We start from the raw sequence: 21,217 nt of genomic DNA on the forward strand, positions 1-21,217 counted from the left end.
GGGTTCAATCGGTGCGTTCGCCGCTGAGCACGTTGGAGAACTCGGATAATTCATCCTCGGAGATCTCGTGCAGCGAGAGACGCAGCTGCATGATCGCAAGATCGACCAGATGGCCGGCAAAGGAGACGCCGCCGGAAACCAGCAAATTGCGCTGCTCTACCAGCACCGGAAGCACATTACGCAAACGACGCGCACTTAACTCATCCATAGCGATGCCCTTTGAGAGGTCGCTGCGACGTCGCGACCAGCCACTGGCCCGTGGTGGCGACGTCGGCGAAAAGTTCGATCGCCCTTGTGGCGAGCACATGCACGGCGGCGGCATCGGTATTGGGCCGCGACCGGCTCACGGATGCATCGCTCAGGAAGGTGACGCTGTGCTCCCTGCGCGCGGCATCCATCGCCGTCGCAAGGCAGGTTTCCTCGGCGACGAGACCGGCAATGGCGAAGCTTCCGGCCTGCGAGACCACGCTTTCGAACAGATGATTGCTGTAGCAGGACGGCTGCTGGCGCTCGAACACCATGTCCGACCGCCGCGGCTCGAGACCGGAAATCCAGGCCGACTGGCTCGAGCGTTCGAGTATGCCCGGGCCATCGCCCCGCCCCTCGGCTTGCCGCGTGAACGCGATCGGTATGGCGAACTCGCGCGCATGCCGGATCGCGGCCATGCAGTTGTTCATCGAACGCTGGATGTCGCGCGCGTTGTCCCTGGCCAATGCGGCGTAGTTTTTCTCCTGCAGGTCGACCATGATCAGCAGGCGGCCACGCGAGGCGCCGACATAGGTTCGCAGATCAATGACCGAACTCATTGGACATCCGCCGCTTCGCAAACTCCCCGGCTGGTAGATTTCTCGAGGATGCCTGGTCTATCCCAGCGGCCTTCGGGACGAATGAGCACGTAGGGATCATCGTTGAGGGTGATACATTGCGGATGCTTTTCGGTCTCGAGTTTGACCTCGACATAGTCAAAGTCCGAAAACACGAACTTGCGGCCGGGCGAGCGCTTGAAGCCACGTTGCTCCCAGAAGCCGAGCAGCCGGGCCTGCGCATGCGCGTACAGCACGCGGTAGCCCTTCTTCCGGCACAGCTCGATGGCCGTGTCCACGATCTGGCCGGCCAGGCCGGCGTTGCGACTTTCGTTGCGGACGGCCAGTCGTTCGAGCTTGGCGAAATCGGCAAAGTAGCGGATCCGCATGCAGCCGACCGGCTCACCATCCTTGTGGCAGATCAGATGGGTGGCGGAGAAATCGTTGCCGTCGAATTCCTCTTCAAACGGGCAATGCTGTTCGCCCATGTAGACCGCGCCGCGGATCGCAATGACCCGCGCCATCTCGTCCATCGAGCGGACGACCTCGACGGTGACCGGCTCGGGCGGCATTGGCTTGACCCGCGGAAGGTCCTTCGAGCGGTCGAACATCTGCAGATGCGGCGCGAACAATTCCTCGTAGCTTGCGCCCGGCTGGAAGCCGAGCGGCTCCAGCACGCGCAGGCCGCCCTTGGTGATGGGACGCGAATAGAGGTTGACGCCCTGGTAGAGCGGCGAGGAGATTTTCTGCAGCACGAGCGGGATCGCTGCCGCGAGCGTACCCTTGGCATGGATCGCCCAGACATAGATGCCGGCCGGACGCTCGGATTGCCGCGCGACGTAGCACAGCTCGGGATCCTTGGTGTTGAGCCGGCCGTCGAGCAGCCGGCGCATGCCCTCATGGGTTAGCGGCAACACCGCAAGGAAGCCCTCGCCCTTGGGGTCTTCGATGTCGAACCGGTCGCTTCGCGCGATGGCCCAGAAAATATCGGGGTTGTGGCGTGCCGCCGCCTGGAGGATTTCGTTCTTGGTTAATCCCGGTATGTCGGCGCGGGCCCTGTCAACCAGCGAGGCGATGCCGGCGGCCCCGACGGTGAAAATCACCGTGCGTCTGGCCACTTGAAGATTGGTCATTCTCTCGAGAGAATGGGCCGTAGACCGGCTGGCGGGAACCGAGCGGCTGGCGCGAGCGTGCTCGCGGGCGGATTTTCTGATCAGATCGATGTCGAGCGCGTTCATTGATCGTCTCTTGATTGTGTAAGGCTGAGTTTTCTGCCAAGAATAGAAATATGGTTCCCTTAAATTAGAAGGCGATAAACGAGGCGATTTGTATGCACTCAGGTGAGCGCAGGGGCGCGCACAGCGGCGCGCACATGCCGGGACGAATGGCGAACTGGGATCTCGTCCGGATTTTCCTGGCGGTCGCCAGAACCGGAAGCTTCCGCGCCGCAGCTGCGGAGCTGAACATGTCCGCCAATTTCCTCAGCAAGCGCATTTCAGTCCTGGAGAATACCTACAAGACGCCCCTGATGACCCGCCACGTCGACGGCATCAGGCTGACGCCGGAAGGCGAGGCGGTTCTGGACGCCGCCAAACGGATGGAAGAGGCGTCCTTCGGGCTCGACCGCGCGCTAAGCCGGGCGACGCCGGCGCTCACCGGCGAGGTCCGGCTTGCCGTCACCGAGGGGCTCGGCACGTTCTGGCTGGCGCCCCGGCTGGTCGAATTCCAGCGGGTCTATTCCGGACTGCTGGTCGATCTGAAATGCGAGATGCGATCGGCGGACGTGCTCCGGCTCGAAGCCGATGTCGCGGTGCAACTCGAGGAGCCCGCCAATCCCAACCTGAAGCGGGTCAAGATCGGCCGGCTTCACATCATGCCGTTCGTCAGTCCGTCCTATGTCGAAATCTACGGCATGCCGACAGATCTGAACGACCTGCAGCAAAACCATCGCATGGTGATTCAGGAATCAGAACAGACCAAAGGCAAGGAGATGTACGAACGGCATGCCGCACGCGAACAGCTCGGCTTTGTCGCGATGCGCAACAACGTCTCCAGCGCGCATGTCTGGGCTGTCTCCAAAGGCGCCGGCATCGGCTGGTTGCCGACCTACATACCGGCGATCGCCGGGCCCTTGATCCCGCTCGATCTCGGTGTCCAGTTTCCGCTCGATATCTGGCTCACCTATCATCCCGATGCGAAGCGCATTCCACGCGTCAAGCAATTGATCGACTGGACCATCCAGGCGTTCGACGGCCGCAAATATCCGTGGTTTCGGGATGAGTTTGTCCATCCCGACGATTTGCAGAAAACCTACAAGGGCGAGCCGCTGGTGAATCTGTTCGCTGGTTTCATGAAAGAATCACGGTCAAAGATTGGCTGAGCGAGACAAATGAGCAAGTCGACCGACGGGCAAATCGATCAACTGGTGAAGGCGCGATGGCTCGCGCTCGGGCTTTCGCAGAACGATCTTGCGGAAGTACTCGGAGCCTCCGGCCAGCCGACGCCGATGGCCAACAACGGGTCGGGCCGCGTTAGTGCCGGCCGCCTGATGCAGGTGGCGGACGCGCTCGGCGTCTCCCACGATCTGTTCGAGGGCCTGTCGCCGTCGACCAAGCCGCAAAAGCCGCAAGCCGGTATCGCCAATTCCGATACGATGCAGGCGCTGCTCGAATTGCGTTTGCTGCGCGTGTTCCGCGAAGTGCAGGACAACAATACCAAGCGGATGCTGATCCAGCTCGCCGAGCAGATCGTCAAGCGTCAGGCCGCGGGCCCCGACCAGGCGGGTTAACCGGAACGCCCGCACATCTCCCTCCGCGCATGGTCGCGATGCATCTGCCCCATTGATGAGCGCGGCAAATCGGTGTCTGTGACACAGGCCGGGCGACCTTCTCCGGCCCGGCTTGCATCGCCGGGCGGGCCGCGGCGTCATGAACCGGGCCTTGTCTTTGCGAATGTCTGCTTCCGAACCCAACGCGCCCGCCCAGCCCGCGACCTGGATCGCCAACCAGCCTTATTTGTTGCTCAGCATCACCGCGCTGTGCTGGGCCGGCAACGCCATCGTCGGCCGCCTCGCCGCCGGGCATATCCCACCGGTGACGCTGTCGTTCCTGCGCTGGTCGTTCGCCTTCCTCATCATCCTTCCCTTTGCCTGGAAACATCTGGTGCGCGACTGGGCCGCGATCCGCGGCCACCTCGGCATCATGATCTTTCTGTCGATCGCCGGCATCGGCGCCTTCAACACCCTGCAATACTGGGCGCTCGAACACACCCAGGCGCTCAACACGCTGCTGCTGCAGTCGGCCGGGCCGCTGATCGTCGCAGTGTGGTCGCTGGTCCTGTTCGGCGTGCGGCTGACGCTGGCCCAGGCCGGCGGGGTTCTGCTGTCGCTGGCCGGCGTGCTGGTGATCCTGCTGCACGGCGATCTCACCACGCTCAAGAACATCGAGTTCAACAAAGGCGACCTCATCTTCACCGTGGCGCTGGCGATCTTCGGGCTTTATTCGGTGCTGTCGCTGAAACGCCCGGCCATCCATGGCCTGTCGTTCGTCGCCTTCACCTTCGGCGCGGGTGCAGCGTGCCTGATCCCGCTGTTCATCTGGGAACTGTTCGCACGGCCCCTGATGCGGATCGACACCGCCAACCTGCTGACGCTGTTTTATGTCGCGCTGTTTCCCTCGACGCTGGCCTATCTGTGCTTCAATCGCGGCGTGCAGCTGATCGGCGCCAACCGCGCCGCCCCCTTCTTTCACGTGGTGCCGGTGTTCGGAACCGTGATGTCGATCGCCTTCCTCGGCGAGCACCCGCAGCCGTTCCACTTCTTAGGGTTTGCGCTGGTCCTGACCGGTGTTTTTGTGGCGTCGCGAAAGCAGCCCAGCTAGTTTTGGACAGCCCGGTTGCGGTGACTTGCAGCGGCAAATCCGCTATCTACTGGGCCTGCTTCGCAGGATTTCGCTGATGGCGCGCGCCAGCAATCTGATGATCGGGACCTTGACCCTGGCGTTGATCGCCGGGTCGCTCGGCTCGTTCCTTGGCTATCAGAAATTCGCTGGCAACAAGCAGAAGACGCCGTTCCGGGTGATCTTCGAGGGCTCCGCCTCCGGCCTGCGCCAGGGCGGCAGCGTGAATTTCGCAGGCGTGCGGGTCGGCGAAGTGGTGTCGATGCAACTGGACCACCCGCGCCGCGTCGTTGTGCTCACCATGATCGACGGCAACACCCCGGTGCGCCGGGACACCCAGGTCGGCCTCGAATTCCAGGGCCTGACCGGCATCGCCGCGATCTCCTTTACCGGCGGCACGGTCGATCCGCCGCCGCTCGGCGCCGACGGCATTCCCGAACTGACCGCGGATCCGGAAGGACTGCTGGACATGCAGGAACGAATCCGCGTGGCGCTGCGCAACGTCGACAAGATCATCGCCGACAATGAAGTCGCCGTAAAAGACACGCTGCGCAATTTCGAAACGTTCACCGCCTCGCTGTCCGGCAGTGGCGAGCGGATCAGCAACATCATCGGCACCGCCGATGACGGCATCAACGCGGTCGACGGAGCGCTGACCAAGACCAAGGATTTCCTCGGCGGGCTCGGCAGCGACAAATATGGCGGCGACCTGTTGCCGACCGTGATTTCGATGCGCGAACTGATCGTAAGCTTCGACAAGAAGTCCGACACGGCGCTGAAAGAAGCCCGGAAAATGCTGATCGATCTCAGCCAGTCCATCAACAACAGCAAGTTTGCCGCGCCCCCCGCCAGGCGCTAAAGCGCTCTTTGTTTGAGCATGATCTTTTTCGGAAAACCGCTTCGCACTTTTCCGGATCATGCTGTAGCGTCTTGCCCCGATAATAACCAAGAACAGGGACTGCTCCGCCGTGCTCGATAAATCCGCTGGCCTGACCGCTCCGCCCGCAACAGTGACCCGGGCCACGAGCGCGGTTCCACGTCACTTGAAACGCTATCTCTCGCTTGACGATTTCGAAGCGACGGCGCGGCGGCGGATTCCGAAATTCCTCTACGGCTATATCGCCGGCGGCGCCGAGACCGACGCCGCGGTCCGCGACAACCGCACGGCCTTTGACGAATACGGCTTCGTGCCGCGCGTGCTCAACGACGTCTCCGGCCGCGACCAGACCACGACGCTGTTCGGCAAGACCTACGCCTCGCCGTTCGGCATTCCGCCGATGGGCTCCTCGGCGCTGTGCGCCTATCGCGGCGACATCGTGCTGACGCGGGCGGCGGCCGCCGAAAACGTGCCGATGATTCTCTCCGCCTCCTCGCTGATCACGCTGGAGGACGTGCGCCGGGAAAATCCGGCCGCCTGGTACCAGGCCTATCTGGCGGGCCTGCCCGCCCGTATCGAGCCGCTGGTCGACCGGGTCGCCGCGGCCGGCTACGACACGTTCGTCGTCACCGCCGACGTGCCGGTGCCGCCCAACCGCGAGAACAACATCCGCAACGGCTTTCAGGTGCCGCTGGCGATCACGCCGCGCGTCGCCTGGGATACGGTCACCCATCCGCACTGGCTGTTCGGCACCTGGCTGCGCACCGTGAAGAACCACGGCATGCCGCATTTCGAGAACATGGACGCGCAGCGCGGTCCGCCGGTGCTGGCCAAGAATCTGATGCGCAACATCGGCGCCCGCGACCAGCTCGCCTGGAAGCATGTCGAACTGATCCGCAAGCGCTGGAAGGGCAAGCTCGTCGTCAAGGGACTGGTCTCGCCCACCGACGCCCGGATCGCGCGCGAGAGCGGCGTCGATGGCGTGATGCTTTCCAACCATGGCGGCCGCCAGCTCGACTACACGATGTCGGGCCTGCGCACGCTGCCGGAGATTGCGGCCGAGGCGAAAGGCATGACCGTCATGGTCGACGGCGGCATCCGCCGCGGCACCGACGTGATCAAGGCGCTGGCGCTCGGCGCCCATTTCGTCTGGGTCGGCCGTCCCTTCCTCTATGCTGCGATCGCCGGCGGCGAGGCCGGCGTGCAGCGCGCCATCAGCCTGCTCCATGCCGAAATCGACCGCGACCTCGCGCTGCTCGGCATCCGCAGCATCAGCGAGATCACGCCGGATCTGGTACGAAAGTTCTAGGGCCGGCCCGCAGCACATTGCAGGTATGGGACTGCTCGAGCCCGGCGGGTCAGGGGCCCCTATTGTATTGCCCAACCCTGTGCAGGCTGGGTATCCTCGGCCCCCTCAAAGGCGAGGGGAGAAGGCCGATGACCGCTTTCAATACGGTGCGTTTCCGGGTGAAACCAGGACGCGATCAGGAATTTCTGGATGCCCACAAGAACGTTGAAGCGACGTGGCCGGGCCTGACGCACGCCAACATCATCAAGACCGGCGACCGCTCCTACTGCATTATCGCCGAGTGGAAAGACATGGACGCGTGCGTCGCGGCGCGGCCGAACATGATCGCGACCCTCAATTCCTTTCGCGATACGCTCGAAGACCTCGGCGGCGGCCTCGGCGTCACCGATCCGGCGGCGGGTGAGGTCGTCCTGGCGCTGAAATAGTTCGTGGCGGCCTTCTTCGGCATTCCCAGAACGTCCCATTGACGGTTCTGAACAACTCGGAAACCCTGCCCGCGCTTTTCGGGATTGACTTCAGTCGCCCGTTTCGAGCACGGCTGACGGGGCATTTCCGGCCAGCGACGGTTGGCTGAAGTGGTACGTCTATTGCTTCCGGGCAATCTGCGCTTGAGGGGAAAGAACACACGATGATCCGCCTGTTTCTCGATCGGCTCTATTTGTTCTCCGGCTATCTCGCCGGACTTTTCCTGATTGCGATTTTCGTGCTGATGATGCTGCTTTCGGCTGGCCGGCCGCTCGGCATCAACATTCCGGCGGGCGACGATTTCATCTCCTGGTGCATGGCGGCCACCGCCTTCCTCGGGCTCGCCCATACGTTCAAGCACGGCGAGATGATCCGCGTGGGTCTTTTGATCGACCGGCTCAGCGACAGCGTCCGCCATTACGTGGAGATCGCCGCGCTGCTGGTCGGCACCGGCTTCATCGGCTTTTTCGCCTGGAACGCCTCGGTCATGACCTGGCAGTCGTGGAAGTTTTTCGACATTTCGCAAGGCGTCATCGCGGTGCCGCTGTGGATCCCGCAGCTCGGCTACAGCGGCGGCCTCGTGATTCTCTTCATCGCCTTTGTCGACGAGCTGATCCACGTGCTGCGCGGTTTTCCGCCGCGCTACGAATTGCCGAAACCAAAGAGCGCCGAAGAGATCGTCGAGCGCGCCATGCAGAGCGGGGTCTGACATGGAGCTGCTTTCGATCGCCGCCATCCTGCTGGGATTTCTTGCGCTGCTGCTCGGTGGCGGCGTCTGGATTGGCGTCGCCTTGTTGGCGACGGGATGGGCCGGCATGCAATTCGCCGGCGGCGCCATTCCGGCGGGCAGCGTGCTGGCGACAACGGTGTGGGGCAACAGCGCGTCGTGGTCGCTGGCAGCCTTGCCGCTGTTCATCTGGATGGGCGAAATTCTGTTCCGCACGCGGCTCTCGGAAGAAATGTTTCGCGGATTTGCACCGTGGCTGAACTGGCTGCCGGGCCGGCTGATGCACGTCAACGTGCTCGCCTGCGGCGTGTTCGGTTCGGTGTCGGGATCATCGGCCGCGACCTGCGCCACGGTGGCCAAGATCGCGTTGCCCGAACTGAAGAAGCGCGGCTATGACGAAGGCCTGAGCCTCGGCTCGCTGGCCGGCGCCGGCACGCTCGGCATTCTGATTCCGCCGTCGATCACCATGGTGGTCTACGCCGTGCAGGCCAACGTCTCCATCATTCAGGTCTTCCTCGCCGGCTTTCTGCCGGGCTTGCTGGTGATGGCGCTTTACTCCGGCTACATCGCCGTCTGGTCGCTTGCCAATCCGAAGCGCACGCCGCCGGCCGACCCGCCGATGAGCTTTCGCAGGCGCATCTCGGAATCGCTCAACCTGCTCCCTTGTCTGCTGCTGATCGCTTTCGTCTTTCTGTCATTGCTGATGGGCTGGGCGACGGCGACGGAATGTGCCGCCTGGGGCGTGCTGGGATCGCTCGCGATCGCATGGTGGCAGGGCGCGCTGACCTGGCAGGCGTTCTGGGCCAGCGTCATGGGCGCAACGCGGGTCAATTGCATGATCCTGCTGATCCTGGCGGGCGCTTCCTACATGGGCACGTCGATGGCCTATACCGGCATCCCGCTGGCGCTCGCGAACTGGGTGAACGGTCTTCACCTCAGTCCCTATGCGCTGATCGCGGCGCTCACCGTCATGTACATCGTGCTCGGCACGGCCCTCGACGGCATTTCGATGATCGTGCTAACCACGGCCATCGTTATTCCGATGGTGAAGCAGGCCGGATTCGATCTCGTCTGGTTCGGTATTTTCCTGGTGCTGGTGGTGGAAATGGCTGAAGTCTCTCCGCCCGTCGGTTTCAACCTGTTCGTGTTGCAGACCATGAGCGGCAAGGATTCCAACACCGTCGCCAAGGCGGCCCTGCCGTTCTTCTTTTTGCTCGTTCTGGCGGTTGCCATCATCACGGTGTTTCCTGATATCGTGATGCTGCTGCCGCGGATAGCGTTCCCTGGCTAGAGAAAGGTATTGTCATGTTGAGGCTGGTTAAAACGTGCGCAATGGCTGCCGGCGTCGCGGCGCTTGCGATTTCCGCAACGCTCGCTCCCGCGACGGCGCAGACGAAATGGAATCTTCCGGCGGCCTATCCGGCGGACAATCCGCATTCGGTCAATCTGACCGCGTTTGCCAAGGACGTCGGCGACGCCACCGGCGGCAAGCTGCAGATCACCGTGCATGCGGCGGCGTCGCTGTTCAAGGCGCCGGAAATCAAGCGCGCGGTCGCGACCGGTCAGGCGCAGGCGGGCGAAGTTCTGATCTCGCTGCATGAGAACGAGGACCCGTTGTTCGGCGTCGATGTCGTCCCGTTCCTGGCGACGAGCTATCCGGCGGCCAAGAAGCTGTGGCTGGCGTCGAAGCCCGCCGTCGAAAAGAAGCTCGCGTCGCAGGGGCTGATGCTGCTGTTCGCGGTGCCGTGGGGTCCGCAGGGCATCTATGCCAAGAAGGACCTCAACACCATCGAGGACATGAAAGGCCTGAAATGGCGCGCCTATAATGTCGGGACGTCGCGCATCGCCGAACTGGTCGGCGCGCAGCCCATCACCATCCAGGCGGCGGAACTGCCGCAGGCGCTGGCGACCGGCGTCGTCAACGCGTTCATGACCTCGGGCTCGACCGGCTACGACAGCAAGGCCTGGGAAACCATGACGCACTTCTACGACACGCAGGCCTGGATTCCGAAGAACGTCACCTTCGTGAACAAGGCGGCTTTCGACGGGCTCGACAAGCCGACGCAGGAAGCGATCCTCAAGGCGGCCGCGGTCGCCGAAGAACGCGGCTGGAAGCTCGCCGAGGAAAAGGCGAAGTGGTATCTTGAGCAGCTTCAGGCCAACAAGATGAAGGTGCTGCCGCCACCTCCCGCGCTGAAGTCCGGGCTCGAGAAAATCGGCGAGCAGCTGACGGCCGACTGGTCGAAGAAGGCCGGCGCCGACGGTGAAGCCGTGGTCGCTGCCTATAAGAAGTAGGACGATTGTTATCGGGTTCTGTCGTCATGGCCGGGCTTGTCCCGGCCATCCACGTCTTTCTTGCTCAAGTAAAGTAAAGACGTGGATGCCCCGCACAAGGCCGGGCATGACGACAGATACGAATCGTTTTTCAAGCTATTGGGCAAGACCCGAAAAGCACCGGCCGCTTATTTGGCCATCCTCTCAGGATGACGCCGATGCCCCAATTCCGAACTTGCTGTACGCCTCATTCGTACAGATGATCACGTGCTCGGCGCAGCCATTGTGGCGGTGCGGATCGCAGCGGTTTTCGTAATCGGCTGATGTCATCATGTCGATGAAAGCGGCGACGTCGGGGTAATACACCAGCGCCAGATAATCCCACTGATTGCCCTCCTGCGCGCCGAGCGCGACCGCCTTGGCGTCGCCGGTCCATAGCAGCGTGCCGCCGCGCGCCTTGATCATCGGCACGGTAAGCGCGCTGTAGCGCAAATAGGCATCCCACCCCGAGCCGTCACCATCGAGCGAGCGTTCGCGGAACCGCATCAGATTGACCATCACGACCGGCCCCTGATGCGCCAGCTCCTTGAGACCCCTGACATTCAACAGATCGACGCCCATGGCTTACTCCTAAGTGACTTACTCCTAAATGACGTGCTCCCGGCCGGCTCAGACGGATTCAGGACATTGTAGCATTGCAGCCATAGTAGCATTGCAGACTCAGGCCTTGTCGCGCAGCGAAAATCCGGCACAACTCCCGCGAGACCATGACCAGCCCCGCGCCACTGCCGCCCGCCCGCGATCCGGTCGGCTGGCTCAACAACCAGCCTTATATCCTGCTGACCCTGACCTCGCTGTTCTGGGCCGGTAACATCGTGCTGGCCCGGCATGTCGGCGACCACGTGCCGCCGATCACGCTGACAACTATCCGCTGGTTCGGTGTGTTCCTGATCCTGCTGCCGTTCGCCTGGCCGCATCTCAAGCGCGACTGGACGGTTTTGCGCGCGCATCTGCCGCTGATGCTGTTCCTCTCACTGATCGGCTTTGCCTACAACAACGCGATCTCCTTCTGGGCGATGCAATACACCCAGGCGCTGAACGCGCTGCTGATCCAGTCGTCCGGCCCGCTGTTCGTGGCGATGTGGTCGCTGGTCCTGTTCGGCGTGCGGCTGACCGGCGCGCAGCTAGCCGGCATTGCCCTTTCGCTGATGGGCGTCCTGACCATCATCCTGCGCGGTGATTTCTCGGCGCTCGCCAGCATCAGCTTCAACAAGGGTGACGTGATGTTTGGCTCATCGCTGGTGTCGTTCGGGCTTTACTCGGCGCTGATGCTGCGCCGCCCGGTGACGCATCAACTGTCGCTGATCTCCTTCACCACCTGCTGCGGGGCGATGATGCTGGTGCCGTTCTCGGTCTGGGAGTTTTCGACCGGTGCCGTGCTGAAATTCGATTTCCTGACGCTGGCCACATTGGCGTATGTCCTGATCTTTCCATCGACGCTGGCCTACACGTTCTTCAACCGCGGCCTGGCGCTGATCGGGCCGAACCGCGCCGCGCCGTTCTTCCACCTGGTGCCGGTGTTCGGCTCGGCGATGGCGATCCTGCTGCTCGGCGAGCAGTTGCGGCTGTTTCACCTGGTCGGCTATGCGCTGGTGCTGGCCGGCGTCGTGATCGCGTCAAGGCGCGGCTCGGCGCGGAAATGAAAACGCGCGGCTGCGACCTCTCGACCATGCTGTACCGCTTCCGCTTTCCCTCCGGGCAGGCTAGCTTGCCCGCCAACCCCTCAAAAAAACCAACCGGGAGAAACGACCCTATGATCGCGTCCTTGAAACGATACCGGCGCATGGCGGCGGCAGCATCTCTGCTGTTCGCGCTGGCATCAACGGCTTCCGCGCAGGCTCCGTATCCGAACCGCAACATCACGCTGGTGCTGCCATTCGCCGCCGGCAGCGGCACCGACACCACGACGCGCCTGATCTCGAAGGAGATCGGCGTCTCGCTCGGCGTCAGCATGGTGATCGACAACAAGGCCGGCGCCAACGGCTCGATCGCCGCAAGCTATGTCGCCCGATCGGCGCCGGACGGCTACACGCTGTTCGTGACGACCAACACCACGCATTCGGCCAATCCGTTTCTCCTGAAGACCATGAGCTACGATCCGGTCAAGGATTTCACGCCGATCGCGCGGACCGGCGACCTGCCGTTCATGCTGGTGATCCATCCCGACGTTCCCGCCAATTCGGTCGCCGAGCTGATCGCGCTGGCGAAGAAGGAGCCGGGCAAATACTCCTATGCCAGCGGCAGTTCATCGGCGAGCGTCTCCGGCGCGACGTTTGCCCGCCTCGCCGGCATCGATTTGCTGCACGTGCCCTACAAGAGCTCGCCGCCCGCCTTGACCGACGTCATCGCCGGCCGCGTCTCGATGATGTTCATCGACGTCCCGACCGGCCTGCCCCACGTCAATGCCAAGGCGCTGAAGGCGATGGCCGTCACCACCAAGAAACCCTCCGCTTTGTTGCCACAGCTCCCCACGATGGACGCCACGGTGAAGGGCTTCGACATCACCTCATGGCAGGGCTATTTCGGCCCGGCCAATTTACCGAAGGACATGGTCACCAAGCTGAACGCGGAAATCCGCAAGGTCATCGAGCGGCCGGACATCAAGAGCCAGCTAGCCGAGCGCGGCATGGAGGCCTTTTCGAGCACGCCGGAAGAGTTCGACGCGTTCCTGAAAGAGCAGCTGGTGCTGTGGGAAAAGCTGATCGCCGACGCGGGGATCGAGAAGCAGTAGAGGGTAGATCGTAAGGTGGGCAAAGGCGCATCGCGCCGTGCCCACCATCGATCGATTGACCGTCATCAGGAATGGTGGGCACTCTTTCGCTTTGCCCACCCTACGAAGCGAGGCCGGTCGGAATACCTGGCTCGAAGCCCAAAGCGCCTTCGATCCATTTCGCCACCCGCAGCATACGATGGTCATTCAGATACGGGCCGACGATCTGAAGGCCGAGCGGAAGGCCATGCTTGCCGAATCCGGCCGGAAGGGTGACGGCCGGCACGCCGAGCAAGGTCCACGGCGCGCAATATTCCGCGTCGCCGGTATAGTGCAGCCCGCGCGGGGCTTCGCCAAACGCCGGCAAGGTCAGCACGGCATCATAGCCCGACATTTCCAAAGTCAATCTGTGGCGCCAGGCGTCCTGGAACGCTCTGGCCGCAAGGTAGCCGGTCGCCGAATGCGTCTTGCCGCTCTCGACGAGCGACTTCAGGTGATCACTGGTACGTTCCGGATAATTTGCGACGAGATCGGCGAATATCGGCGCAGCCTCGCTCGACAGGATGCAATTGATCGCCGTCCAGCTCGCCTCGTCCAGTTCGGATAATTCAAGCTCCTCCAGAATGGCGCCCTCGCCACGCAATTGGTCGATTGCAGCCTCGAACACCTTCTGCTGCTCGCCTTCAACGCGCGGCCATTTTGCAAAACGCACGACGGCAAGCCGCGGTTTGTTCAGCGGCGGCAGGCCGGTCCCGATATCGACGGCAAAGGCGGGCAACGGCCGGCCATGGAGATCGCGATCGCTCGATCCGGCGAGATGCGACAATGCGAACGCGACATCATCGACCCGCCGGGCAAAGAAACCGACGTGGTCCAGCGACGGGCTGAGCGGATGCACGCCGATGCGCGGGATGGCGCCGAAACTCGGCTTGAATCCGACAATGCCGTTGAACGCGGCCGGCCTGATGATCGAACCGAGGGTCTGGGTGCCGAGCGCCAGCGGCACCAGGCCCGCGGCAACGGCGGCCGCCGAACCTGACGATGATCCGCCCGGCGTATGCTCGCGATTCCAGGGGTTGACCGTCGGTCCCGGATGCCGCCAGGCGAATTCGGTCGATACCGTCTTGCCGAAGATCGTCGCGCCGAGATTGCGCAACCGCTCGACCACCCAGGCATTTGCGGTTGGAACCTGACCGGCATAGACGGGCGAACCGTTCGTCGTCGGCATGTCCGATGTGGCGATGATATCCTTGATCGCCACCGGAATGCCCGAGAGCGGGCCTGGCCGCCGCGCGGTATCGACGGGCAGATATTCAAACGCTTTCAGCGCGGGCTCGAGGGCTTTCGCCTTCAGCAGGCACAAGGCCGCATATTCGTCCGCCATGGGCTGGCTGTCGCCAAATAGGCGCAGAAGCTCAAGAACCCCTGCTTCCGAATTGGATATGGGACGCGCACGTCGATCGGTCATGCCAGCTTCCGGGAAGAATTCGCTCAAGACGGCAGAATAGCAGGCCCGCCCCCGGTCCAAAAGCATCATGCCCGGGACATTGCGAAGACGCGCTTCGCGAAATCCCGGGCACGAAGAGGTTAGCGCTAAGAACTGCTTACGCCGCCCGCACCTTGACGAGGAATTCGTCGACCGCGTTGCGCAGCATGCCGGACTGATTGTCGAGCTCGCGTGCGTTCGAGAGCACGTCGGACGCCGCCTTGCCGGTGGCTGCCGCCGCCGTGGTGACGCCGCCGATATGGGCGCTGATCTCGCTCGATCCCGCCGCCACCGACTGGATGTTGCGCGCGATCTCGCGCGTCGCGTCGCCCTGCTGTTCGATCGACGTCGAGATGCTCACGGTGATCTCGCTCATCTGTGCGATGGTTTCGGTGATGCCGCCGATCGAGGAGACCGCCTCGCTGGTGGAAGCCTGCATCGCCGCGACCTGGGCCGAGATTTCCTCGGTCGCCTTCGCGGTCTGGTTGGCCAAAGCCTTCACTTCGGAAGCGACGACCGCAAATCCGCGGCCGGATTCACCGGCGCGCGCCGCTTCGATCGTCGCATTCAGCGCCAGGAGATTAGTCTGCGCGGCGATCGAGTGAATCAGTTTGACGACCTCGCCGATCTTCTCGGCACCGGTGGAGAGCGCCTGGACGGTGGAGTTGGTGCGCTCGGCATCGCCCACCGCCTTGCTGGCGATTTCGCTCGAGCGCGCCACCTGGCGGGAGATCTCGGCCACCGAGCTCGACAGCTCTTCGGCTGCGGCCGCGACCGTGCCGACATTGTTCGACGAGCTTTCCGATGCCGCGCCAACCGTGGCGGCGCGCGCGCTGGCGTCGCTGGCGGTCGCCGTCATCGATTGCGCCGTGGTCTGCATGCCGGCGGCGGCGGTCGATACCGAGCGGACGATGCCGTTGACGCTGCGCTCGAAATCGCTGGCGATATTTTCCATCGCGGTCCGGCGTTCGGCTGCAGCTCGCGACTGTGTCGCCGCTTCGGCCTGTTCGAGGCCGCGGATCCGCACCGCATTGTCCTTGAAGATCTGCACGGTTGCCGCCATCGCGCCGACCTCATCGCCGCGCCCGAGACCGGGAATTTCACCGTCGATCTTGCCATCGGCCAGCGCCTGCATGCTGGCGCCGAGCTGGTTGAGCGGCTTTGAGATGCTGCGACCGATCATCCAGGCGATGCTGCCCGCGATCAAGCCGATACCGAGAATGGCGAGCCCCAGCAGCCAGGCGATCGGCTTCAGCTTGGCATCGAGATCGTCGAGATAGGCGCCGGTGCCGACATACATGTCGAAGCCGGGGACCGCCACCGCGTAGCCCATCTTGCGGATCGGCTTTTCCTCGCCGGGCTTCATGTATTCGTAGGTGAGCAGGATCGAACCGTTGGCCTTGACGCCATCCATCAGTTCCTGGGAAAGTTTTCGGCCGTTGGTCACCACGTCCATGCGGTTGGTACCGACCTGCGCCGGATTGGGCGTCATGATGGTGATGCCGTTATAGGCGGTGCCGAACAGATAGCCGGCGCCCTTGTCGTAGGTCAGGGTGTTTCCGCGCTTGCCGAACTCGGCGATGGCCGCTTCCTTGGTCATCTTGCCGGCATCGACCTCTTTCTTCAGGCCGGCGGCCATGTTGAGCGCCATATCGACGATCGCCTTGGTCTGGTCGATGCGCGCGTTCAGCATCTCGCGCTGCATAAGGTAGCCCGCGAGCACACCGGCCGCGCACAGGCCGAACAGCGTCACCCCCACCAAGATACCGAGCTTGGGGGTGATCTTCAGATTTGTCAGCTTCACGGGGGGGGCACTCCGGGGATGCGCGCGGGACGCGATTGGCGAATTGATTCGCCGCACGTTATCGTGCGAGCCTTTAGCGCTTTGTTACGAAGCCGCTCCGTAGAAGCCCGGACATGCAAAAAGCATTGGTCTCTATGCGGCGGGATTGTGCGAGAAGCTGATCAGGACGTTTATAATTCGGGGGGCCGCGGCACGCCGCCGCAGCCATAATCAACACCGAAGAGTCAAATCGGGAGCAAGAAATGCCGAAATTCAGGATATTGACGCCGAAAGGCGCGAGTTTCACGGTCGCCGGCGGCGGCTACGACTATGAAATGGAGGCGCTGGACCCGATCGGGGCCGAGATCATCGAAGCGCCGGCCAACGAGGCGGAATTCATCGCCGCCGCCCGCACCGCCGACGCCATCTACGCCAAGGGCATGCGGATCTCGAAAACGGTCATCGACGCGCTCGATAATTGCAAGGTCATCACGCTCGGCAGCGTCGGGGTCGATAGCGTCGATGTCAAAGCCGCGACCGCACGCGGCATCCCCGTCACCAATATCCCCGACACCTTCATCGAGGAGGTCGCCGACCACGCCATGATGCTGCTGCTCTCGGGCTTCCGCCGCCTGGTCGAGCAGGACAAGATGGTCCGCACCGGTCGCTGGTCCGAAGGCCGGCCGCAGCTTTTGAAGATTCCGCGGCTGATGGGGCAGACGCTCGGCTTCATCTCGTTCGGCCGGGTGGCACGCGCGGTCGCCAAGCGCGCCGCCCCGTTTGGCCTGCGGATGATCGCCTATGACCCCTTCATCCAGGAAACCCTGATTTCCGACCATGGCGTGCTCCCGGCGACCCTGTCGGAGGTGCTGTCGCAGTCGGATTTCCTCTCGATGCACGCCCCGGCGCGGCCGGAGGTGCATCACATGCTCGGCGAGAAGCACTTCAAGCAGATGAAGAAGAGCGCAATCTTCATCAATACCGGCCGCGGCGCCACCGTGAACGAGGAAGCGCTGATCAAGGCGCTGCAGGAGGGCTGGATCGCGCACGCCGCCCTCGACGTGCTGGAAACCGAGCCGCCGTCGCACAACAACCCGATGCTCTCCATGGAAAACGTCACGCTGACGGCGCATGTCGCCTCGGCATCGGCACGATTCGACGAGGCGCGCAAGCGCCGCGTGGGCTACGAATTGTCACTGGTATTGTCCGGCATGTGGCCGGTAAGCTGCGTCAATCCATCGGTGCTGCAAAACACCTCGCTTCGTCGCTGGCAACCTGTCAGCATGGACCGGGGGCCCAACAGCTAGGGCCGGCTGAACGCGCTATCTATCGGGCAACGCGGAGAGCGGTCCGCGCCCGGGAAGACGCACCAGAAAGAAATACCCTTTGGTTCCGCCAGGAACCGGAGGCCGCGAGCTCATTGGCGATCAACGCCGGGAGCAGAAAACAGGGAGACGATAATAATGACGATCGATATTACCCGCCGCGAGGCGCTGGCACTGGGTGTTTCCGCCGCCGCGCTGGCCGCCACCGGCGCATCGGCGCAATCACCGATCAAGGCCGCCGATGTTCCGGCGCCGAAGTTTGCGATCGAAAAAGGCGCATCCTTGCGCATGCTGCGCCCGGTGCGCTTCGTGCAGGCCGACGAGGACGTGTTCCGCGCCAATGCCGCCAAGTTCACCAAGGAGACCGGGGTCGAGGTCAAGGTTGACTTCGTCGGCTGGGAAGACATCAACCAGCAGACCGCGGTGACCTCGAATTCCGGCGCCGGCCCCGACATGATCATCGGCTTCTCCGACGCGCCGCACATCTACGCCGACAAGCTGGTCGAACTGAGCGACGTCGCCGATTACCTCGGCAAGCGCTACGGCGGCTGGCTGCCGCTGGCGCAGACCTATGGCAAGCGCAGCAAGGGCAACGCCTGGATCGGATTGCCGTTCGGCGCGACCGCCGGCCCCCTGATCTACCGCAAGTCAATCCTGAAGTCGGTCGGGTACGACTCGGTCCCGGAAGATCACGCCGGAATTCTCGAGCTGTGCCAGAAGCTGCAGAAGGCCGGCAAGCCTGCCGGCTTCGCGCTCGGCAACGCCAAGGGCGACGGCAACGGTTTTGCCAACTGGGTGCTGTGGTCGCATAACGCTGCCCTGCTCGATGAATCCGGCAACATCGTCATCAACAGCAAGGAAACCATCGCCGCGCTGAAATGGGTCAAGGAACTGTACCCGACCTTCATCGCCGGCACGCCGTCGTGGAACGACGTGAGCAACAACCGCGCCTACTCCGCGCAGGAAATCTCGCTGACCGCCAACGGCGTCTCACTGTATTTCTCGCTGAAGAACGATCCGGCGACCAAGGCGATCGCCGAGGACAGCGAGCATCAGTTGCTGCCGAAGGGCAATGCCAAGATCTCGCCGATGGCGGGCCTGACGCTGAACGCGATGCTGTTCAAGCACAGCCAGTATCCCAACGCCGCCAAGGCCTTCCTGACATTCATGCTAGAGAAGGACCAGTACGAGCCGTGGCTCAACGCCAACTCCGGCTACTGGTCGCAGCCGCTGGCCGCCTACTCCGAGGCCAAGGTCTGGTCCGAGGATCCCAAGGTCGCGATCTTCAAGAACACCATGCAGAGCACGTATTACGACGGCTACAAGGGTCCGATCTCGACCGCAACGGGTGCTGTCAGCGCCGATTACGTGCTGGTGCAGATGTGCGCAGCAGTTGCGACCGGGGCCTCGACGCCGGAAGCCGCCGCCGCCGAGGCGGAGCAGCGTGCGAAGCGTTACTTCCGGCGCCAGGAGCGGTAACGGCGCGCCGTTGCAGAAGTTAAATTTCGTCATTCCGGGATGGTGCGTAAGCACCAGACCCGGAATCTCGAGATTCCCCGGTGCGCAATTGCGCACCTGCAGTCTGGTCTTTCGGACCAGCCCGGAATGACTGGGACACCTAGGACAACCATCTGATGTCTGTGACGACCCTACCTTCTCGACCTCGACGCATCATTGAGCAGCGGCAACCGGGCTGGATCGTGCGCCTGTTCGACTACAAGCCGTTCCTGATCGTGATGTGCCTTGCGCCGGCGATCGGCCTCTTGGCGGTGTTCCTCACCTACCCGCTCGGCCTCGGCGTCTGGCTCGCCTTCACCGACACCACCATCGGTCAGCGCGGCGTCTTCATCGGTCTGGAGAACTTCCAGTACCTGCTGAAGGATCCCTTGTGGTGGAACGCGGTGTTCTACAGCGTGTTCTACACCGCGGTCGCGACCATCGGGAAATTTGCGCTCGGCTTCTGGCTGGCGCTGCTGCTCAACAACCACTTCCCGCTCAAGAGCCTGCTCCGCGCCATCATCCTGCTGCCGTGGATCGTGCCGACGGTGCTGTCGGCGCTGGCGTTCTGGTGGATCTACGATCCGCAATTCTCGATTATTTCCTATTTGCTGGTCGACGTGCTGCACGTCCGCACCACCAACATCGACTTCCTGGGCACGCCGTGGCCGGCGCGGTTCTCGCTGATCGTCGCCAATATCTGGCGCGGCATTCCGTTCGTGGCGATCTCGCTCTTGGCGGGCCTGCAGACCATCTCGCCCTCGCTCTACGAGGCGGCGATGCTCGACGGCGCCACCGCCTGGCAGCGCTTCCGCTTCATCACGCTGCCGATGATGATGCCGATTCTCGCCATCGTGATGACCTTCTCGATCATCTTCACCTTCACCGACTTCCAGCTCGTCTACGCCATCACCCGCGGCGGGCCGGTCAACTCGACGCATCTCTTGGCGACGCTGGCGTTCCAGCGCGGCATCGCCGGCGGCGAGCTCGGCGAGGGTGCGGCGATCGCAGTGTCGATGATCCCGTTCCTCGTTTTCGCGACGTTGTTCAGCTACTTCGGCCTCGCCCGCCGCAAATGGCAGCAAGGAGAAGCCAATGACTGACGTAGCCGCCTCACCGGGCAACAGCAATGTCGCCAGCGCCACGCCGGATACCATGTCGTGGGATTCCCGCGCCCGGCGGGTGATGATGATCTATCTGCCGCTGTCGTGCTTCGTGCTGATCCTGCTGTTTCCGTTCTACTGGATGGCGATCACCTCGTTCAAACCGAACGCGGAGCTTCTGAACTACAAGGAGCACAACCCGTTCTGGATCACCTCGCCGACCATCGCCCACATCAAGCATCTGCTGTTCAACACGGCGTATCCGACCTGGCTGAAGACCACGATGTTCGTGGCTGTCGGTTCGACCTTCCTGTCGCTGTTCGCCTCGACACTGGCCGCCTACGCGATCGAGCGGCTGCGCTTCCGCGGCAGCCCCTATGTCGGCCTCGGGATCTACCTCGCCTATCTGGTGCCGCCCTCGATCCTGTTCATTCCGCTGGCCACCGTGATCGTGCAGTTCGGCCTGTTCGACTCGCCGATGGCGCTGATCCTGGTGTATCCGACCTTCCTGGTGCCGTTCTGCACCTGGCTGCTGATCGGCTACTTCAAGTCGATCCCCTATGAGCTGGAGGAATGCGCGCTGGTCGATGGCGCCACAAGGCTGCAGATCCTGCGGCGGATCACGCTGCCGCTGGCGGTGCCCGGCCTGATCTCGGCCGGCATCTTCTCGTTCACGCTGTCCTGGAACGAGTTCATCTACGCGCTGGCCTTCATCCAGAGTGGCGCCAACAAGACCGTTCCCGTCGCGATCCTGACCGAACTCGTCACCGGCGACGTCTACCAGTGGGGCGCGCTGATGGCGGGCTCGCTGCTCGGCTCGCTGCCGGTCGCGCTGTTCTATTCGCTGTTCGTCGACTATTACGTCTCGTCGCTGACCGGCGCGGTGAAGGAGTAGACGACCG

Annotated in this window: 21 protein-coding genes; 15 read left to right on the forward strand and 6 right to left on the reverse strand. The window is 63.1% G+C overall.

What is annotated here, in order from left to right:
• Window positions 1–4 precede the first annotated feature (4 nt).
• The 3 genes from ABIE49_RS13610 to ABIE49_RS13620 are packed head-to-tail and all read right to left on the reverse strand — an operon-like array spanning window position 5 to window position 1,936.
• Window positions 5–208, reverse strand: a complete 204-nt coding sequence (locus tag ABIE49_RS13610; protein ID WP_192737581.1) for a hypothetical protein — start codon at window positions 206–208, stop codon at window positions 5–7.
• On the reverse strand, window positions 201–806 hold the full coding sequence (locus ABIE49_RS13615) for an isochorismatase family protein (RefSeq protein ID WP_192737582.1): 606 nt from the start codon (window positions 804–806) through the stop codon (window positions 201–203). The genes ABIE49_RS13610 and ABIE49_RS13615 overlap by 8 nt, the downstream gene beginning before the upstream one ends.
• Window positions 803–1,936: a GNAT family N-acetyltransferase gene (locus ABIE49_RS13620; RefSeq protein WP_354066820.1), complete on the reverse strand. Its 1,134-nt coding sequence runs from the start codon at window positions 1,934–1,936 to the stop codon at window positions 803–805. Before ABIE49_RS13620 ends, ABIE49_RS13615 begins: the two co-directional genes overlap by 4 nt.
• A 239-nt stretch (window positions 1,937–2,175) precedes the next feature.
• Here ABIE49_RS13620 and ABIE49_RS13625 point away from each other — a divergent pair, with 239 nt between their 5' ends.
• The 9 genes from ABIE49_RS13625 to ABIE49_RS13665 all read left to right on the forward strand — a co-directional run bounded on the left by ABIE49_RS13625 (window position 2,176) and on the right by ABIE49_RS13665 (window position 10,372).
• On the forward strand, window positions 2,176–3,183 hold the full coding sequence (locus tag ABIE49_RS13625; RefSeq protein ID WP_354066821.1) for a LysR family transcriptional regulator: 1,008 nt from the start codon (window positions 2,176–2,178) through the stop codon (window positions 3,181–3,183).
• A 9-nt stretch (window positions 3,184–3,192) separates the two neighbouring features.
• Window positions 3,193–3,591 (forward strand): helix-turn-helix domain-containing protein, encoded by a 399-nt coding sequence (locus tag ABIE49_RS13630; RefSeq protein WP_192737584.1) that lies wholly within the window; start codon window positions 3,193–3,195, stop codon window positions 3,589–3,591.
• 163 nt (window positions 3,592–3,754) lie between these two features.
• Complete coding sequence (locus ABIE49_RS13635; RefSeq protein ID WP_192737585.1) at window positions 3,755–4,681, forward strand: DMT family transporter; 927 nt, start codon at window positions 3,755–3,757, stop codon at window positions 4,679–4,681.
• Window positions 4,682–4,757: 76 nt separating this feature from the next.
• The gene (locus ABIE49_RS13640) at window positions 4,758–5,558 is read left to right on the forward strand and encodes an MlaD family protein (RefSeq protein ID WP_192737586.1); all 801 of its coding nucleotides are present in this window, start codon (window positions 4,758–4,760) and stop codon (window positions 5,556–5,558) included.
• Window positions 5,559–5,742: 184 nt separating this feature from the next.
• Entirely contained in the window at window positions 5,743–6,885 is a 1,143-nt protein-coding gene (locus ABIE49_RS13645) for an alpha-hydroxy acid oxidase (protein ID WP_249119327.1), read from the forward strand.
• Window positions 6,886–7,013: 128 nt separating this feature from the next.
• On the forward strand, window positions 7,014–7,310 hold the full coding sequence (locus ABIE49_RS13650; protein ID WP_192737587.1) for an antibiotic biosynthesis monooxygenase: 297 nt from the start codon (window positions 7,014–7,016) through the stop codon (window positions 7,308–7,310).
• 203 nt (window positions 7,311–7,513) lie between these two features.
• The gene (locus ABIE49_RS13655; protein ID WP_192737588.1) at window positions 7,514–8,059 is read left to right on the forward strand and encodes a TRAP transporter small permease; all 546 of its coding nucleotides are present in this window, start codon (window positions 7,514–7,516) and stop codon (window positions 8,057–8,059) included.
• Window position 8,060: 1 nt separating this feature from the next.
• Window positions 8,061–9,368: a TRAP transporter large permease gene (locus ABIE49_RS13660; RefSeq protein ID WP_192737589.1), complete on the forward strand. Its 1,308-nt coding sequence runs from the start codon at window positions 8,061–8,063 to the stop codon at window positions 9,366–9,368.
• A gap of 41 nt (window positions 9,369–9,409) precedes the next feature.
• On the forward strand, window positions 9,410–10,372 hold the full coding sequence (locus ABIE49_RS13665) for a TRAP transporter substrate-binding protein (protein ID WP_192737590.1): 963 nt from the start codon (window positions 9,410–9,412) through the stop codon (window positions 10,370–10,372).
• A 183-nt stretch (window positions 10,373–10,555) separates the two neighbouring features.
• Here the strand turns inward: ABIE49_RS13665 and ABIE49_RS13670 are convergent, their stop codons facing one another.
• Window positions 10,556–10,972 carry a DUF1330 domain-containing protein gene (locus tag ABIE49_RS13670; RefSeq protein WP_192737591.1) on the reverse strand — a complete coding sequence of 139 codons (417 nt, stop codon included), beginning with the start codon at window positions 10,970–10,972 and terminating at the stop codon, window positions 10,556–10,558.
• Window positions 10,973–11,118: 146 nt separating this feature from the next.
• Here ABIE49_RS13670 and ABIE49_RS13675 point away from each other — a divergent pair, with 146 nt between their 5' ends.
• On the forward strand, window positions 11,119–12,054 hold the full coding sequence (locus ABIE49_RS13675; protein ID WP_192737592.1) for a DMT family transporter: 936 nt from the start codon (window positions 11,119–11,121) through the stop codon (window positions 12,052–12,054).
• 110 nt (window positions 12,055–12,164) lie between these two features.
• Complete coding sequence (locus ABIE49_RS13680; RefSeq protein ID WP_192737593.1) at window positions 12,165–13,142, forward strand: Bug family tripartite tricarboxylate transporter substrate binding protein; 978 nt, start codon at window positions 12,165–12,167, stop codon at window positions 13,140–13,142.
• Window positions 13,143–13,242: 100 nt separating this feature from the next.
• Here ABIE49_RS13680 and ABIE49_RS13685 read toward each other — a convergent pair whose 3' ends face one another.
• Window positions 13,243–14,589 (reverse strand): amidase, encoded by a 1,347-nt coding sequence (locus ABIE49_RS13685; RefSeq protein WP_192737594.1) that lies wholly within the window; start codon window positions 14,587–14,589, stop codon window positions 13,243–13,245.
• Window positions 14,590–14,725: 136 nt separating this feature from the next.
• Window positions 14,726–16,411 (reverse strand): methyl-accepting chemotaxis protein, encoded by a 1,686-nt coding sequence (locus ABIE49_RS13690; protein ID WP_192737595.1) that lies wholly within the window; start codon window positions 16,409–16,411, stop codon window positions 14,726–14,728.
• 242 nt (window positions 16,412–16,653) lie between these two features.
• Between ABIE49_RS13690 and ABIE49_RS13695 the strand changes: the two genes are divergently transcribed.
• The 4 genes from ABIE49_RS13695 (at window position 16,654) to ABIE49_RS13710 (ending at window position 21,210) form a co-directional block, all read left to right on the forward strand.
• Window positions 16,654–17,697: a C-terminal binding protein gene (locus ABIE49_RS13695; RefSeq protein WP_192737596.1), complete on the forward strand. Its 1,044-nt coding sequence runs from the start codon at window positions 16,654–16,656 to the stop codon at window positions 17,695–17,697.
• Between the two features lie 156 nt (window positions 17,698–17,853).
• A complete protein-coding gene (locus ABIE49_RS13700) occupies window positions 17,854–19,194 on the forward strand; it encodes an ABC transporter substrate-binding protein (RefSeq protein WP_192737597.1) in 1,341 nt (446 codons plus the stop codon).
• A 155-nt stretch (window positions 19,195–19,349) separates the two neighbouring features.
• Window positions 19,350–20,315, forward strand: a complete 966-nt coding sequence (locus ABIE49_RS13705) for a carbohydrate ABC transporter permease (RefSeq protein ID WP_192737598.1) — start codon at window positions 19,350–19,352, stop codon at window positions 20,313–20,315.
• Complete coding sequence (locus ABIE49_RS13710) at window positions 20,308–21,210, forward strand: carbohydrate ABC transporter permease (protein WP_192737599.1); 903 nt, start codon at window positions 20,308–20,310, stop codon at window positions 21,208–21,210. Before ABIE49_RS13705 ends, ABIE49_RS13710 begins: the two co-directional genes overlap by 8 nt.
• Window positions 21,211–21,217 lie beyond the last annotated feature (7 nt).

It is taken from the genome of Bradyrhizobium sp. OAE829, assembly GCF_040546575.1.
GTDB lineage: Bacteria > Pseudomonadota > Alphaproteobacteria > Rhizobiales > Xanthobacteraceae > Bradyrhizobium.

What these genes read in the sequence shown, in the direction of transcription:
- ABIE49_RS13680 (WP_192737593.1), top strand. Translation starts at nt 12,165, where the DNA reads ATGATCGCGTCCTTGAAACGATACCGGCGCATGGCGGCGGCAGCATCT.
- ABIE49_RS13685 (WP_192737594.1), bottom strand. Translation starts at nt 14,589, where the DNA reads ATGACCGATCGACGTGCGCGTCCCATATCCAATTCGGAAGCAGGGGTT.
- ABIE49_RS13700 (WP_192737597.1), top strand. Translation starts at nt 17,854, where the DNA reads ATGACGATCGATATTACCCGCCGCGAGGCGCTGGCACTGGGTGTTTCC.
- ABIE49_RS13615 (WP_192737582.1), bottom strand. Translation starts at nt 806, where the DNA reads ATGAGTTCGGTCATTGATCTGCGAACCTATGTCGGCGCCTCGCGTGGC.
- ABIE49_RS13635 (WP_192737585.1), top strand. Translation starts at nt 3,755, where the DNA reads ATGTCTGCTTCCGAACCCAACGCGCCCGCCCAGCCCGCGACCTGGATC.
- ABIE49_RS13630 (WP_192737584.1), top strand. Translation starts at nt 3,193, where the DNA reads ATGAGCAAGTCGACCGACGGGCAAATCGATCAACTGGTGAAGGCGCGA.
- ABIE49_RS13655 (WP_192737588.1), top strand. Translation starts at nt 7,514, where the DNA reads ATGATCCGCCTGTTTCTCGATCGGCTCTATTTGTTCTCCGGCTATCTC.
- ABIE49_RS13650 (WP_192737587.1), top strand. Translation starts at nt 7,014, where the DNA reads ATGACCGCTTTCAATACGGTGCGTTTCCGGGTGAAACCAGGACGCGAT.
- ABIE49_RS13695 (WP_192737596.1), top strand. Translation starts at nt 16,654, where the DNA reads ATGCCGAAATTCAGGATATTGACGCCGAAAGGCGCGAGTTTCACGGTC.
- ABIE49_RS13620 (WP_354066820.1), bottom strand. Translation starts at nt 1,936, where the DNA reads ATGACCAATCTTCAAGTGGCCAGACGCACGGTGATTTTCACCGTCGGG.
- ABIE49_RS13640 (WP_192737586.1), top strand. Translation starts at nt 4,758, where the DNA reads ATGGCGCGCGCCAGCAATCTGATGATCGGGACCTTGACCCTGGCGTTG.
- ABIE49_RS13625 (WP_354066821.1), top strand. Translation starts at nt 2,176, where the DNA reads ATGCCGGGACGAATGGCGAACTGGGATCTCGTCCGGATTTTCCTGGCG.
- ABIE49_RS13710 (WP_192737599.1), top strand. Translation starts at nt 20,308, where the DNA reads ATGACTGACGTAGCCGCCTCACCGGGCAACAGCAATGTCGCCAGCGCC.
- ABIE49_RS13610 (WP_192737581.1), bottom strand. Translation starts at nt 208, where the DNA reads ATGGATGAGTTAAGTGCGCGTCGTTTGCGTAATGTGCTTCCGGTGCTG.
- ABIE49_RS13665 (WP_192737590.1), top strand. Translation starts at nt 9,410, where the DNA reads ATGGCTGCCGGCGTCGCGGCGCTTGCGATTTCCGCAACGCTCGCTCCC.
- ABIE49_RS13675 (WP_192737592.1), top strand. Translation starts at nt 11,119, where the DNA reads ATGACCAGCCCCGCGCCACTGCCGCCCGCCCGCGATCCGGTCGGCTGG.
- ABIE49_RS13705 (WP_192737598.1), top strand. Translation starts at nt 19,350, where the DNA reads ATGTCTGTGACGACCCTACCTTCTCGACCTCGACGCATCATTGAGCAG.
- ABIE49_RS13660 (WP_192737589.1), top strand. Translation starts at nt 8,061, where the DNA reads ATGGAGCTGCTTTCGATCGCCGCCATCCTGCTGGGATTTCTTGCGCTG.
- ABIE49_RS13670 (WP_192737591.1), bottom strand. Translation starts at nt 10,972, where the DNA reads ATGGGCGTCGATCTGTTGAATGTCAGGGGTCTCAAGGAGCTGGCGCAT.